The following is a 13696-nucleotide window of genomic DNA, read 5'->3' on the forward strand; positions in this document are numbered from 1 at the left end:
ACATCTCCTGCGACGGCTACGACCTCCCCATCTTCGCGTACCACGACGACTACACCGACATCGAGACGAACGTCTCCTTCGGCGAGGAGCAGTTGGACAACTTCGTCGTCCGACTGGCTCAACGGTCGGGCCGGCACATCAGCGTCGGCGACCCCGTCGTCGGGACGACGCTCCCGGACGGGTCGCGGGCCGAACTCGCCCTCGGCGAGGAGGTGACGCCCCACGGGTCGGCGTTCACCATCCGGATGTACGCCGACGACCCGTTCACGCCCGTGGACCTCGTGGAGTACGGGACGTTCTCCATCGAGCAGATGGCGTACCTGTGGCTCTGCATCGAACACAACAAGAGCCTCATCTTCGCGGGCGGGACGGCGTCGGGCAAGACCACCTCGATGAACGCGGTGTCGATGTTCGTGCCGCCGCGGTCGAAGGTGCTCACCATCGAAGACACCCGCGAACTCTCGCTGCACCACGACAACTGGCTCTCCTCGGTCACGCGGAGTCGGATGCACGAGGGGACGGACATCGACATGTACGACCTCCTGCGCTCCGCGCTCCGACACCGCCCCGAGTTCATCGTCGTCGGCGAGGTGCGCGGCGAGGAGGCCGTGACGCTGTTTCAGGCGATGAACACGGGTCACACGACGTTCTCGACGATGCACGCCGACAGCATCGAGACGGTCATCAACCGTCTGGAGAACGAACCCATCAACGTCCCCCGCGCGATGGTGCAGTCGCTGGACCTGCTCTGCGTCCAGACGCTCACTCGGTCGGGCGGCGAACGGGTCCGACGCTCCCGCTCCATCGGCGAAATCGGCGGCATCGACCAGCGGACCGGCGAACTCGACTACTCGCGGGCGTTCTCGTGGGACGCGGAGACGGACACGTTCGAACAGCGTAACTCGTCGCTGCTGGCGGAGATTCAGGGCGAACGCGGGTGGACGCGCGCGGAACTCAACCGGGAGGTGCGACGGCGCGAGCGGTTCCTCTGGTACCTGCTCGAACTCGACATCTCCGACTACCGGCAGTTCACCGCCCTCGTCAACGAGTACTACGCCGACCCGGACCGCGTGATGGACCGTCTCGCGGCCGACGCCGACGCGGCGGCACCGCCCGAACACGAGGAACGGGACGGCCTGACCGTCGGCGCGGGCCCCGGAGCGCAGGCCGCCGACCGCGCGGCGTCCGAGGCGTCGGCAGACGACCCCGCGGCGACGGACCTGCCGTCCGACGAGGGCACCGACGACGGGCCGGCGAGGTAACATGGTCGTCGGCTTCCTCCCCCTCGGACTCGCCCTCGCGCTCTGTCTCCCGGTGGTGCTGTCGCCGGTGAGTCGCCACGCTGACCTGCTCGTCACCCGCGTCTCGCTCCCGTTGTTCGGGCGGTACGTGACGACCGGGTCGCGGCGGCGGCGGCAGGAGTCCTCGCTCCGGGCGGCGTTCGTCGGCGTGAGTCACCGCGTGTACGCCTCGAAGACGCTCCTGATGGCCGCCGTGTTCGGCGTCGCGGGGAGCGTCTTCGGCGTCTACCTCGCCGCAGTCGTCGTCCAGACGTTCGCCATCTCGGCGGCGGCGCTCCGAGAACTGCTGCCGGGTCCGCTCGGGTTCGTCGCGAACGTCGCGGCGATGCCCGCCCTGACGGTGTTCGAACTGTTCGGGCTCCTCCTCGTCTCCGGGGCCACAGTCGGCGCGGCGTCGGCCGTCGGGACGTACCTCGTTCGCTGGAAGTACCTCGACCAACGGGCGCGCGCCCGTCGCATCCAGATAGACGCGACGCTCCCGCAGACCATCGCCTTCGTCTACGCGCTCTCCCGGTCGGGGATGCCGTTCCAGAAGGTGCTGGCGACGCTGACGGAGAACCAGCACGTGTACGGCGAGGCGGCCCGCGAGTTCGGCGTCGCCGTCCGCGACGTGCGAGGGTTCGGGACGGACCTGCCGACCGCGCTCCAGCGGATGGGCGAACGGACGCCGAGTCAGCGACTCGACGACTTCACCGAGAACCTCACGAGCGTCCTCGCCAGCGGGCAGAGCCTCTCGACGTTCCTCCGCGAGCAGTACGACCGGTTCCAGACCGAGTCCGAGGCCCAGCAGCGACAGTACCTCGAACTGCTGGCGACGTTCGCCGAGGTGTACGTCACCGTCCTCGTCGCCGGGCCGCTCTTTTTCATCACCATCCTCGTCGTCGTCGGGTTGGTCATCCAGGACACGCTTCCCCTCCTCCGACTCGTGACGTACGTCGCCATTCCGCTGGCGAGCGTCGGGTTCGTCGTCTACGTGGACAGCGTCACCGAGTCGCTCCGGGGGCCGGGGCGCTCCGGGTCCGCGGCCGACGCCACCGACGCGTCGGCGGCGGCCGACGCCGCGACGACGGCGGCGGACCTCGACGCCGACGCCGGGGTGGTCAGCGCGGACGGCGGCGTCGTCGCGGACGACCCCTGGCGGGCGAACCGGGAGCGACTGGCCGTCTACGACCGCGTCTCGTCGGCGACTCGGGTGCTCGCCCGACCGGGACGGAGCATGCTCGAGAACCCGCTCTACACGCTGGGCGTGACCGTTCCACTCGGTCTCGTCTGGCTCGTCGCGACGCTGGACGGCGGGGCGGCGGTCGAGGCGCTCCGCGCCGCTCTGCTCCCGGGCGCGAGGGTGACTGGACGGAGTTCGCCGCCGTCGTCGACGGCGCCGTGGTCGAACTGACGTTGCTCGTCGCGTTCGGCGTCACCGTCGCGTACGAGGTTCGGAAGCGCCGACTGAAGGCGATACAGCGCGAGATGCCCGACTTCCTCGACCGGATGGCGAGCGTCAACGAGGCGGGCGTCACCGTCGTACAGAGCCTCGAACGACTCGCGCGCAGCGACCTCGGACCCATCAGCGAGGAACTCCGGCGGACGTGGCGCGACGTGCAGTGGGGCGCCTCGCTCCGAGAGGCGCTCCACGGGTTCGAGCGACGGGCGCAGGCGCCGATGGTCTCCCGAGCGGTGACGCTCGTGACGAACGCCGTCGCCGCCAGCGGCGACATCTCGCCCGTCCTCCGCATCGCCGCGAACGAGGCCCAGGACAGCCGTCGGCTGGTCCGCGAGCGCAGACAGGAGATGCTGACGTACCTCGTCGTCATCTACATCTCCTTCGTCGTCTTCCTCGGCATCGTCGTCGCCCTGACGCTCGCGTTCATCCCGGCCGTCGAGGCGGCGAGTCAGTCCTCGGCCATCGGGAGCGGCGAGGTGCGCGGCGTCTCGACGGGCGTGTTCTCCGGGCTCAGCACCGTCGACACCGCCGCCTACGAACTGCTGTTCTTCCACACCGCCTCGATTCAGGCGGTCTGTTCGGGTCTCGTCGCCGGGCAACTCGGCGAGGGTCGGGTGTTCGACGGACTGAAACACGCCGTCGTCCTCCTCGCCGCCTCGTACGCGCTGTTCGCGTTTCTCTGAGCGCGCGCCCCGGTCGCTCGGCCCCGTCGCGCCGGCTCGATTCGTGGCGGCTTTGTAGGCGGCCCGTCTTCGTGGCGCATGGCCCGCGACGACCGGCCGCCACTCGACGACGCGGAGACGCCCCGCGCGACGTACGACCGCATCGCCGAACACTTCTCGTCGACGCGGGAGTATCCGTGGCCCGAAGTCGAGTCGTTCCTCGACGACTACGCCGCGGCGGCGAGCGAGGCGGCCAGTGCGGACGCGGGGGAACCGGCGCGGGGACTCGACGTCGGGTGTGGCAACGGCCGGCACGCCGAGGCGATGGCCGACCACGTCCCCCGCGTCGTCGGCCTCGACGCGAGTCGCGGACTCCTCGAACAGGCCCGCGAACGGTCTGCCGAACGCGGGTTCGACGCGGCGTTGGTGCAGGGGGACGCGTCGTCGCTCCCCCTGTGCGACGACAGCGTCGCCGTCGCCGTCTACGTGGCGACGCTACACCACCTCCGCCCTCGGACGGCGCGCGTGGCGAGCCTGTCCGAACTCGCGCGCGTCCTCGCGCCGGGCGGCCGCGCACTCGTCAGCGCGTGGTCCGTCGAACACGACCGGTTCGACGCCGACGAGGGGTTCGACACCACCGTCGACTGGACGCTCCCCGGCGGCGAACGCGTCCCGCGCTACTACCACATCTACGACACCGACGAGTTCGCCGCCGACCTCGAGGCGTCGGCGCTCTCCGTCGTCGAGTCGTTCGTCTCCAGCGGCAACTGCTACGCCGTCGTCGGCCCGGCCGACGAGACGGCGGCGGGCGACGCGTCGTAGCTCGCTGCCCGAACCGTGTTGCGTGTTACCACGAGACGGCTGGTCGGTTCCGCCGCACTCGGGCTTTGCGTTTATGAATGCGCGGCGGTAACAGACGGGCAAGATGACTGAGATCGGCGACGCGGAGGAGTACGAAGTCGTAGTCGTGGGCGGCGGTCCGGCCGGCCTGCAGACGGCGCTCTACACGGCCCGACTGGGTCACGACACGGCGGTCGTCGACCGCGGCGGCGGCCGCGCGGCGATGATGGTGGACACGCACAACGTCATCGGCGTCACCGAGGACGTCTCCGGCAACGAGTTCCTCCGGACCGCACAGGAGCAGGTGGAGGAGTACGGTGCGGACGTCCACCGTGACCTCGTGACGGAGGCGACCCGTCTGGACGACGGCCGGTTCCACCTCGTCGGCAACGACGGCGAGTTCGTCGCCGACCGGGTCGTGTTCGGCGTTGGCTTCAACGACGAACGGCCGAAGCCGCCGCTTCCGCGGACGGGCAAGGGCCTGCACTACTGCCTGCACTGCGACGCCTACATGTTCATCGACCGGCCGGTGTTCGTGATGGGTACCGGCGAGGCCGCCGCCCACGTGGCGATGATCATGCTCAACTTCACCGACGACGTGGACGTCCTCCTCCGCGGCGAGCAACGCGAGTGGAGCGACGAGACGGACGAGCGACTCCGCGCACACCCCGTCGACGTGGTCGAAGAGGAGATTACGGGCATGCGGAAGTCCGACGACGGGTGGCTGGAGGCGTTCGAGTTCGACGACGGCACCGTCCGCAACTACCGCGGCGGCTTCCCGATGTACGGGTCGAACTACAACACCAACCTCGCCGAGCAACTCGGCTGCGAAATCAACGACGACGGTACCGTCGCCGTCGCCGAGGACGGCGAGACGAGCGTCGAGGGCGTCTACGCCGTCGGCGACATCACGCCCGGTCACAACCAGATTCCCGTCGCCATGGGGAAGGGCGCGCAGGCGGGCATCGCCATCCACTACGAACTGCGCGAGTTCCCGCGGAGTCTGGAGGAGGTGCGCGAGAACGGCCCCGTCGGCGCGGACGAGGTGCCCGGACTGGCGCCCGCATCCGCGCCGCCGCCGAGGAGTTCGAGGAGGCGCGCGCGCCGCCCATCGAGTCGGCGTCGCCCGAAGCCGAACCGACGGCCGACGACGACTGACCTCGCGGGTCCAAAGAGTAACACCCTTATTCCGGCGTCGAAAAGAGAGGAGTGAACGTCGTTCGACTCCGTCTTCGGCGGGGTGAGCGCCGATGTCTCCATCGAACGAAGCGAGGTGGTGGCTCGGCGCGCGAGTGAACGACGTGAACGACGCGCGCCGGTGTCGAAGCGGACGGAATCCGCTGATGCTCGGTGCGAACGAAGTGAGCGCCGGTGGTCTAGTGGCAGGACCTGAGCCTTCCAAGCTCATGGCCCGGGTTCAAATCCCGGCCGGCGCATTCCCTTCTATGATGAACCGGAGTCACAACTTTTTGCCAGACGGCGGCGGTGTCGGGGCTCCGATTCGGGAACCGGCGGTGTGATTTCATCATAGGTTATGATGGGGGTTCGTCCTGTCGTGCGATCGGCGTAGATCTCTATTCACGGAAAGCGACAATAAGTGCTCTTCTCCGGTCGAATATCTCCCGGTGATTCGAGTGACTCACGAGCGAAAGCGACGATCTGCTGTATATCGGGCCGCAGTCTGGCGACCCAGATCCTACGACGCTCGTCGCGATCAGAAGTCGAGCATCTTATGATCGAAGTCCGCGCGCATTCGTAGCTCCTCGCCCATTAGATACAACTTCTCCTCATGGCGACAGAACTGTTCTAGCGCGTAGAATATCCCGCTTTGATAGTTATTTGCTCGTTCGATTTTTAATACGGTGAGTGCGCTTTGAAGTTCCTGATACTCAGAATTAGCCTCGCTAACTAACTCTCGGGTCGATTGTGTTTGGTACTTCTCTCGTAAGTTCCTCTCCTCAATTGGGGACAATACTCTCTCCATCACTTCTCACCTGATTCGAGGATTCCCGTGTAGCGAGGCGTACCAAACGGTTCTTGGATCAACCATCCAATACCATCGCAGGTCTCGCAACGATACTTCTCGTGGAGGACCTCTGATGGACTTTCTTGCATGAAGCCATCTTGGACAACTAGGAAACCGTAGTCTTTGCAACTCTTGCATCTCATATTGTATCTTCTATCGAAGTCGATTTTACGTGGGACTCACCACGCTCCGTTTCGATGTTGTCTCTGACATCCGGCGGAGGGCCGCTCGGCAGGGGGATCACTTTCCCACTACTGGGGGTTGATCAGTCGATGTAGTAGGCTGGAATCGCGACGACGACTTCACGGAGATTCACTCCGTTGTGGAGAACGCATCGATAGAAGCCGCCCTCTTTTCTGAGCAAGCCATCTGCAGGACTGAACTCGTACTCCCACCAGCTGTCGTGTTCGAGTTCGTAGGTGGTCGCGGTTGTAAGGTCGATATAGCCCGACCCCTGCGTCACCCAGAGTAGGTCGGCACCTCGTCCTTTGTCATGGTGGAACAAGTCCGAATGGTAGCTGACACAGTGGTCGTTGATGACCATCGATGACGAGTCGAAGGTGTCACTTCTCACTTCCACCACCTCGCTTCGAGTTCGTGTGTGGAGAACACACCTCGACAGCCATCCTTACAGACGTAGCTGTTAGGAGGGAGACTATCCGATGACTCATACACAGGTGTCTCACCGCAGTACGGGCAGTCGATTCCAGTGACATTCACTCTGAACCACCCGTGCTCTCTTCGAGAATCGTGTTCAGTCCTTCTTCTATTGACGTAGCTTCGAATCCGCCAGCTTCGGAGGCGTCGAACGCCTCCGCCACGTAGAGCGGCAGAGACCCGAGTGTACTCGGCCCGAACGGATCGAATTCATAATCGAACTGGAATCGTTCGTCGTCAATACGAACCGATCCGATTGAGCGATACTCTGCGTAGCGACTGGACTCTGATCCGAGAGCCGCTTCGCGACCGTGTGCGGTCACTAAGAGATAGCGACTCCTCAACATTTCCGCATTCACTCTGAGGAGCTGTGCTCCCTCTGCTATCATCTGTTCGGCAAGTTCACTGAGTTTTGGTATTTCTTCGTCCATTTGTGGAGGGTCGTTTGGTCAGCGGAGACCGGCCCGCTCCCCGTTTCGGCTCTGGCCAAAGAGCCCGTAGGCGGAGGATGCTCGTCAGGAGGCTTTACGTCCGTAGACGCAGGCTACCCCGACAGGGGGAGTGGTATTGGGCTATCCGACTATCTCACAGTACCCCCGGGCACACGCGACTGCTTCTTTGAGCGTGGTTTTAGCAATCGGAACCACACCTAATTTCAGCAGAGTTTTTTGAGCGGGCTCAGGTCTCCACTCTCGGATAGTCTCTTCCGTTATTCCATCCTCACGCACGTCCATAACCGCCATCTTGACATCGTGTCCCTGCAGAAGGAAGGGGACGACGTAGTGCGCAGAGGTGAGGGAGGGCGCAACCCCAACTACCGTCTTTCGAGCGGGTTCTGTCTCCTCCTCGGTCGTTACGACGGCAAGGAGTGAAGGATATTCCTTGAAGTCGATCACGGAGTACGTCCATCCGTCAAACTCGTGGGCGAGACTGGAGAGCTGTTCGTCGAGTTCCTCGACGTTGGCGTGTTTAATGCTGTCAGCGATTCCGTCCATCTCTTCGATTGCGGTGATTATCATGGTGGGCTGTCTTGTCAGCGGGGACCACCGCTGAGTCGTTTCGACGCTTGCCAGAGCGTCCAAGGCGCGTTTTCGCGCTCGTCAGGGGACTTTACACTTGTCGTGTTGGCTATCCCGACGACAGATGTTGTGCTGGGCGGAGGTACCAGCAGACTCACTCCTACAGGAGGTCGTAGTCGCTGTCTCTCTCTTTGCTTGTCTTGCTTAGCTTGTCGATGAGTTCGGCGACACGCGTCGGCTGGTTGTATTGGAGTCCATCCTTTCGGCGGCGCTGAATGGAAAGGATGACTTCCGCTAGGTCGTTCCGGCACTGGTGAAGCGCCGCCGCCTCATCGGGGTAGACAGTATCCACCTCATCACAGAGCATCCCTTTTGCAGTGCCAAGAGCGGCCACGCTGAGGGACACCAGATATTCGATGTCGTTCAGGTACTCTTCGAACTCTTCGTCGGTCATCGGCGAGTTGATGTCGTCTTTCATCGTTGGAGGGCCAATTTGTTCAGCGGGGACCTACCCGCTTCCCGTTTCGACGTGGGCCGATTCACGTCCGTAGGCGGAGAGCCGCTCATCAGGAGGTTTCGCGTCCAAAGACACAGGCTACCTCGACGGGGGAGGTTATCGTAGGTCAGAGGTAAACGGTGACCGTCTTGAGCGACCCCGTATGGATTTCCTCTACTACAGACTCAACCGTGAGCGCAGAGTGACGAGCGAGAACTCTCGTCCATTCCTCGACTGCGTATTCGTCGTCAGGATCCGTTGCAAACCGAATGTGGTCCTTCCCGAAGTCAAGACCTGCATGGGCCGTCAGATGACCTATTACGGCCTTGAGCAGATTTGCCCGGGCGTCTCTACTCTCCAACTTGGCGTACTCTTGCCTGAACTTCTTGGCGTATTCCTGACGCGAGGTGAGGGAATTCGGCCCTAATCTCAACTCGGGAGGGAGCGTTGAGCCTTCAGAGACTGGGACGTAGTTTTCGTAGCTCATCTTACTCATCCTCTGACCGAATCAGCGCGCTGTTGCAAACCATCCGAACGTAGTCGATAGCGGCGTCCAGTCCCGACAACGGCGGTTTATCGTACTCTCTGTTTTCGCACGACATCCACGCGATGTGATGGGTGGGTTTGTATTCTCCATCGACTCTCCTCCCGGAGAATCCGATGACCTCGTAACGGGAATCTGACTCGGCTCGGATGGTGATACGATGGACCAGCCCTGTATCTGGTCCTTCTCTCAACGATTCATCTGTCAGTCCGACGGCTGGAAGGCCGGTCACTTCCGACCATTCGGTCGGGAGCGCCTTCCAGTCGTCAAGGTCTCGAACGACCTTGGAAATCGCCTCCTGCATCTCGCGGTGGATTTTATCTGTTTCTGTCATGCCTGTTATCGAAGCCCGAGATATGGGTCACCATTTTATTGATTACTTTACCACATTTGCTGACTTCTGTATTTCTATCTGAAGGGGTTGGATGATATATAGGTTCCTATTTTCTCGCAGATAGGTCACCGTCACCACCGCTATCACACCAAAAGTGGTAAGCACATCAGCGATAACGACACAAGTATGAGTGATTCAAACCAGACACTTCGGGATCGCGTTTGGAATGATGTATTAATAACAGTTAGCAAGCAAGGGTCGTTCAAAATGGGTGATCTTGGGTTTTCCGAGAGTCAGCGGCATACCGTTCGAAGGGTGCTCAAAGCTATGGAGGAGCAAGACTGGCTTCATCGAGAGAACAATCGCATGAAGACGTGGCATCCGGGAGATACTGCAAAGGAGTACGTTAAATTCAGCGAGAGAGTGAGACTCGAAATGCAGTTGGAGGAAATGGAATCCGAGTCGTAGCCGAGAAGGAACTCACAGAGACCGCGACTATCTATAGTTAGATTTTTATCATTCCCAGAGTACGACACGTCTATGTATCTCTTCGATAGCCTGCAGAAGTGTGAGGGCCGCTACTTTCTGGATGATTGGCTATGACGACTCAGCAAATCATCGCCAAAGACATCGAAAAGTGGGATTCACTCGATGACATCGCTACCTCACTTGAGAAGCGCGGGCTCAAACGGCACCCGGATCTCGGCGACGATGGGCGCATCGTACTTGAACTCGCCGACGGGGAATTCATCGAACTGGTTGAGGCGGGCGCAGGCAAGATCGCGACCGACTACAAACCCGGGAGCGTAACCCGACACACCAATCTCGTATCAACAGACGATTACGAGACGTTCACGTTCATCACTCGGCAACGGGACTGGAACGCGCACGGACGTATCAAGTACCAGCAGTTCTCTTTCGACAAGGAACAGTTCCGAAGCGAAACGGGTGAGAAGAACACTGTCCTGCAGAAGCTCAACGAGATTGAGTACGGCAAGTCGGCGGCGGTGATGGACGACCTCTACGACACCCGACAAATCGTCAAGGAGTTTTACGAGCAGTTTGAGTCCCTACGGACCGACTTTGTGAAAGAAGTTAGCGGAATTCCTGATGACCGGAGTGACGCCAAAGAGCGGTACGTGCAGGTTCTGCTCGACCGGATGATATTCCTCTACTTCATTCAGGAGAAGAACCTGCTTGACTACGACGCCAAGTACCTCCACGACCACCACGAGCGCGTCGTTAACGAGGGTGGTGATGTGTACGATGATTTCTACGACCCGCTGTTCTTCGATATGCTAGCGAAGGGTAAGAATGACCCCGAGTTCGGTAAGCTTCCGTACCTGAACGGTGGTCTGTTTTCGAAGAACCCCATCGAAAAGGAGTTCGAGGAGGCGAAGCTGGGCGCAGACGCCGAGAAGACAAATGCACTGTTCGGACGGATTCTCGACTTCCTCTCAGACTGGAACTGGAACGTAGACGAACGCCTTGACATCGTTGACCCGAAAAACCTCTCTCCGGCGGTATTGGGTCACATCTTTGAACAAACGGTTAACCAGAAAGAGATGGGCGCGTACTACACGCCCGAAGAGGTGACGGGGTTCATGGCGCGGCGAGCAATCCACCCATATCTGTTGGATCAGCTGAACGACGCGGAGGGGACAAACTACGAATCTATCGACGAGATATTTTCTCTGGAGGCGGCTAGTTCAGTAGGTGGTGAAAGTGCGACAGTCGCTGATGGAGGGGAATTGGCACACGAGATTGATACCGGAGCCATCGAGCAGAGTCATGTAGAGACACTATACTTTGAGATTCTGAGACAGACACATGTTCTTGACCCAGCAGTCGGGAGTGGTGCTTTCCTGCTAGCGGCACAAGGAGTATTGCTTGACGTGTATCTACAGTGTATTGAATATTTCATCTCGAAGGAAAGAGATGAGCCATGGGAACTGACGAGTCGGATAAGAGATGAGATCGATACGATTCAAGATTCAAACGGGAGCGAGACACTCTATGCCAAACGCCAAACCATTCTAAACAACCTCTACGGCGTGGACATCGATGATGGCGCAGTAGAGATTTGTAAGCTACGACTATGGTTGTCGATGGTTGCTGACATCGAGGATGAGCCGCGAGAAGTCCAGCCTTACCGAATATTGATTTCAACATTCGGTCGGGGGATTCTCTTATTGGATTCGATAGCACAGAGGTAGTTGTAGATGGACAGCAACTTCTCATCGCTGAGCTTCTGAAAGAAGATCTGAAAGAATATAGGGACAATATTCGTAAGTACAAGTCCAACGAAACAGACGTATCAAAAGTTCGCGGCGATCTAAATACTCTTCATGATGAAATGCAAGCACGACTCGATGATTGGTTCGCCGGACTACCAGATGTGTCCGTCGAGGATGATATATCGGGACCGGCCGAGTTGGAATCTATCATTTCCTCATCACACGATAATATCAAACTCAAGCTAAAGTTTGCTGGCCCAATTGACGATGATCTCGATGAGCGACTTAATAATTTAGGCTTTCGCACGTGGAAGAAGTCTGCGAATTTAGAAATGGGCAACAACGATGTTTTAGCAAGGAGACACGAGCAGATTTTTGACGTCGTTCCTGAGCAAAAACTCACTCGCTCATTTGTAGAGAGAGGTCTTGTCAAGGAAGATATTGAACAACTTAACCCCTTCCACTGGGTGATGGAGTTCCCGAGCGCGTACGTTGACGTGGAAGATGATGGATCAATCACGCATCGGAGTGATCCCGGCTTTGATGTCGTGTTGGAGAACCCACCATACGTCCGAGTGCAAACGATGGGCTCTCTTAAGAAAGACATATACAAAGATCGACACGAAACGATTACTGGAAAGTGCGACCTGTATATTCCATTTATTGAGCGTTCCTTTGAGTTGCTTTCCGAGAGGGGACGTACCGGCATCATCACCTCTAATCTGTTTATGAAGACTGAGTATGGGGAATTGCTTCGTCAGCACTTACCGGAGAATTATGGACTGGAGCAAATATTTGACTTCACCGCATACTCCGTGTTTGATGATGTGACAATTTATAGTACAATACTCTTCGGAAGCCGAGATGTTGGCATTCCAATTGACTGCGTTTCGATTCGGTCTGAAGAGGCTGTGCAGGAGGTCAAGTCTACGGCATTTGATTGGGATCACTCTGAAGATATTATTGAGTTCACGCTTACGGCGGATTCTCTTGATTCCGAGAGATGGCTACTTCTTTCCGAAGAAGAGCGAACGGCGTGGGAGAAGATACAGAAGCAAGGTGATGTAACGTTGGGTAATGAAAACTTCTTTACTGTAGGTACGCCGTTAAAAAACGGCTCAAAAAGTCGCTATTGCAAGCAGATATACTGGGAGAGTCAGGCAACAGATTCGAGATAGAGAATAATCGCATCAACGGGTCGGTGAAGTCTGGTATCTGGAGGCGAATTATTACTTCAGATGACATACGCCGATGGAATGTTTCTACGCCAAAAGAGGCGGCCTTCTTCCCGTATGACACATCGAATGGAGACTACGAGCTAATCAGCGAAGAGAAGTTCGAGTCAGAGTATGGGGACACGTACGAACTCTTAGTAGAGCATCAGGGCGACCTTCTCGATAGGAAAGACTCTCGAAGAACGTGGCGGCAACTCGGTCGGCCTTGGTACTCACTCTTTCGGACTGGAACTCCCGATTACTTTGAGAAGGACAAAATTGTAACCGATGTTGTGGTGAGCGACCCTCACTTCTGCATCGACACTAATGGGTACCTCTTCGAGAACGGGTTCATACTTGGGATAACTCCTCTTGAGACCGACCCATACTATCTGACTGGTCTGCTGAACACGGACGCGATATTTGCGTATCTAAAGCCCATCAGTCCGCCAAAGAACAGCGGATATATCGAACTATTCGTCGATCAATTGGAGCAAGTTCCTGTCCACCTCCCGGAAATCCGCGCCGATCTTTGTGCGGACATCGAGAACGTATTAGCAAAGCATGAAGAGAAGTTCAAACAGTTGCGTCAATCAATCCAGACAGATGGCGTGAATGAGGTAGTTGACTCTTCGGAGAAATCTGAGTTAATCACAGCGAATCTCATCCGAGAGATTTCAAAGAAGATTGTAGAGGAATACGATTCCCTCTCAAGTGAAGAAATTGAGCAACTTGAACAGCTCAATAACGTTCTCGTTGGAGAATTATATGATCTCACAGAGGGAGAACTACGATCTCTATCCCAGATCTAGGTTTCGAGATGTCAGCATCATCTTCTGTCCTTTCTTAAGAGGATAAATCGCACAGGGACTTCGCTTCCACTCTCTGGAGTGTTATCAAAAAGACATCCATTTTGTAAATAATG

At 58.7% G+C, this 13696-nt stretch carries 12 protein-coding genes, 1 tRNA gene and 2 pseudogenes; 9 read left to right on the top strand and 6 right to left on the bottom strand.

The features are described 5' to 3' along the window. The 5 genes and pseudogenes from GJ632_RS01260 to GJ632_RS01280 form a co-directional block, all read left to right on the top strand. On the top strand, window positions 1-1262 hold a 1262-nt coding region (locus GJ632_RS01260; RefSeq protein WP_191451782.1), incomplete at its 5' end, for a type II/IV secretion system ATPase subunit. Between the two features lies 1 nt (window position 1263). After that, window positions 1264-3425, top strand: a pseudogene (locus tag GJ632_RS01265) (type II secretion system F family protein). Between the two features lie 78 nt (window positions 3426-3503). Continuing rightward, the gene (locus GJ632_RS01270; protein WP_191451784.1) at window positions 3504-4226 is read left to right on the top strand and encodes a class I SAM-dependent methyltransferase; all 723 of its coding nucleotides are present in this window, start codon (window positions 3504-3506) and stop codon (window positions 4224-4226) included. A 103-nt stretch (window positions 4227-4329) separates the two neighbouring features. Next, a pseudogene (locus GJ632_RS01275) lies at window positions 4330-5402 on the top strand (NAD(P)/FAD-dependent oxidoreductase). 207 nt (window positions 5403-5609) lie between these two features. Beyond that, window positions 5610-5680 (top strand) — tRNA-Gly (locus tag GJ632_RS01280). 855 nt (window positions 5681-6535) lie between these two features. Here the strand turns inward: GJ632_RS01280 and GJ632_RS01285 are convergent. The 6 genes from GJ632_RS01285 to GJ632_RS01310 form a co-directional block, all read right to left on the bottom strand. Continuing rightward, on the bottom strand, window positions 6536-6814 hold the full coding sequence (locus tag GJ632_RS01285) for a hypothetical protein (RefSeq protein ID WP_191451788.1): 279 nt from the start codon (window positions 6812-6814) through the stop codon (window positions 6536-6538). A gap of 172 nt (window positions 6815-6986) precedes the next feature. Beyond that, on the bottom strand, window positions 6987-7358 hold the full coding sequence (locus tag GJ632_RS01290; protein WP_191451789.1) for a hypothetical protein: 372 nt from the start codon (window positions 7356-7358) through the stop codon (window positions 6987-6989). Between the two features lie 141 nt (window positions 7359-7499). Next, window positions 7500-7946 carry a hypothetical protein gene (locus tag GJ632_RS01295; protein WP_191451791.1) on the bottom strand — a complete coding sequence of 149 codons (447 nt, stop codon included), beginning with the start codon at window positions 7944-7946 and terminating at the stop codon, window positions 7500-7502. Between the two features lie 160 nt (window positions 7947-8106). Continuing rightward, window positions 8107-8400 (bottom strand): hypothetical protein, encoded by a 294-nt coding sequence (locus GJ632_RS01300; RefSeq protein WP_191451793.1) that lies wholly within the window; start codon window positions 8398-8400, stop codon window positions 8107-8109. 169 nt (window positions 8401-8569) lie between these two features. Next, on the bottom strand, window positions 8570-8929 hold the full coding sequence (locus GJ632_RS01305) for a hypothetical protein (RefSeq protein WP_197427803.1): 360 nt from the start codon (window positions 8927-8929) through the stop codon (window positions 8570-8572). A gap of 1 nt (window position 8930) precedes the next feature. After that, a complete protein-coding gene (locus tag GJ632_RS01310; RefSeq protein ID WP_191451797.1) occupies window positions 8931-9320 on the bottom strand; it encodes a hypothetical protein in 390 nt (129 codons plus the stop codon). 186 nt (window positions 9321-9506) lie between these two features. Between GJ632_RS01310 and GJ632_RS01315 the strand changes: the two genes are divergently transcribed. The 4 genes from GJ632_RS01315 to GJ632_RS01330 all read left to right on the top strand — a co-directional run bounded on the left by GJ632_RS01315 (window position 9507) and on the right by GJ632_RS01330 (window position 13583). Then, window positions 9507-9788: a hypothetical protein gene (locus GJ632_RS01315; RefSeq protein WP_191451799.1), complete on the top strand. Its 282-nt coding sequence runs from the start codon at window positions 9507-9509 to the stop codon at window positions 9786-9788. Between the two features lie 131 nt (window positions 9789-9919). Next, on the top strand, window positions 9920-11536 hold the full coding sequence (locus GJ632_RS01320) for a DNA methyltransferase (protein ID WP_191451801.1): 1617 nt from the start codon (window positions 9920-9922) through the stop codon (window positions 11534-11536). 140 nt (window positions 11537-11676) lie between these two features. Then, window positions 11677-12735, top strand: coding sequence for an Eco57I restriction-modification methylase domain-containing protein (locus tag GJ632_RS01325; RefSeq protein WP_191451803.1), 1059 nt, complete (start codon window positions 11677-11679; stop codon window positions 12733-12735). A gap of 23 nt (window positions 12736-12758) precedes the next feature. Next, window positions 12759-13583, top strand: a complete 825-nt coding sequence (locus tag GJ632_RS01330; protein ID WP_197427804.1) for a TaqI-like C-terminal specificity domain-containing protein — start codon at window positions 12759-12761, stop codon at window positions 13581-13583. Window positions 13584-13696: the final 113 nt, after the last annotated feature.

Source organism: Halogeometricum sp. CBA1124 (assembly GCF_009741955.1).
Taxonomy (GTDB): Archaea; Halobacteriota; Halobacteria; order Halobacteriales; family Haloferacaceae; genus Halogeometricum; species Halogeometricum rufum.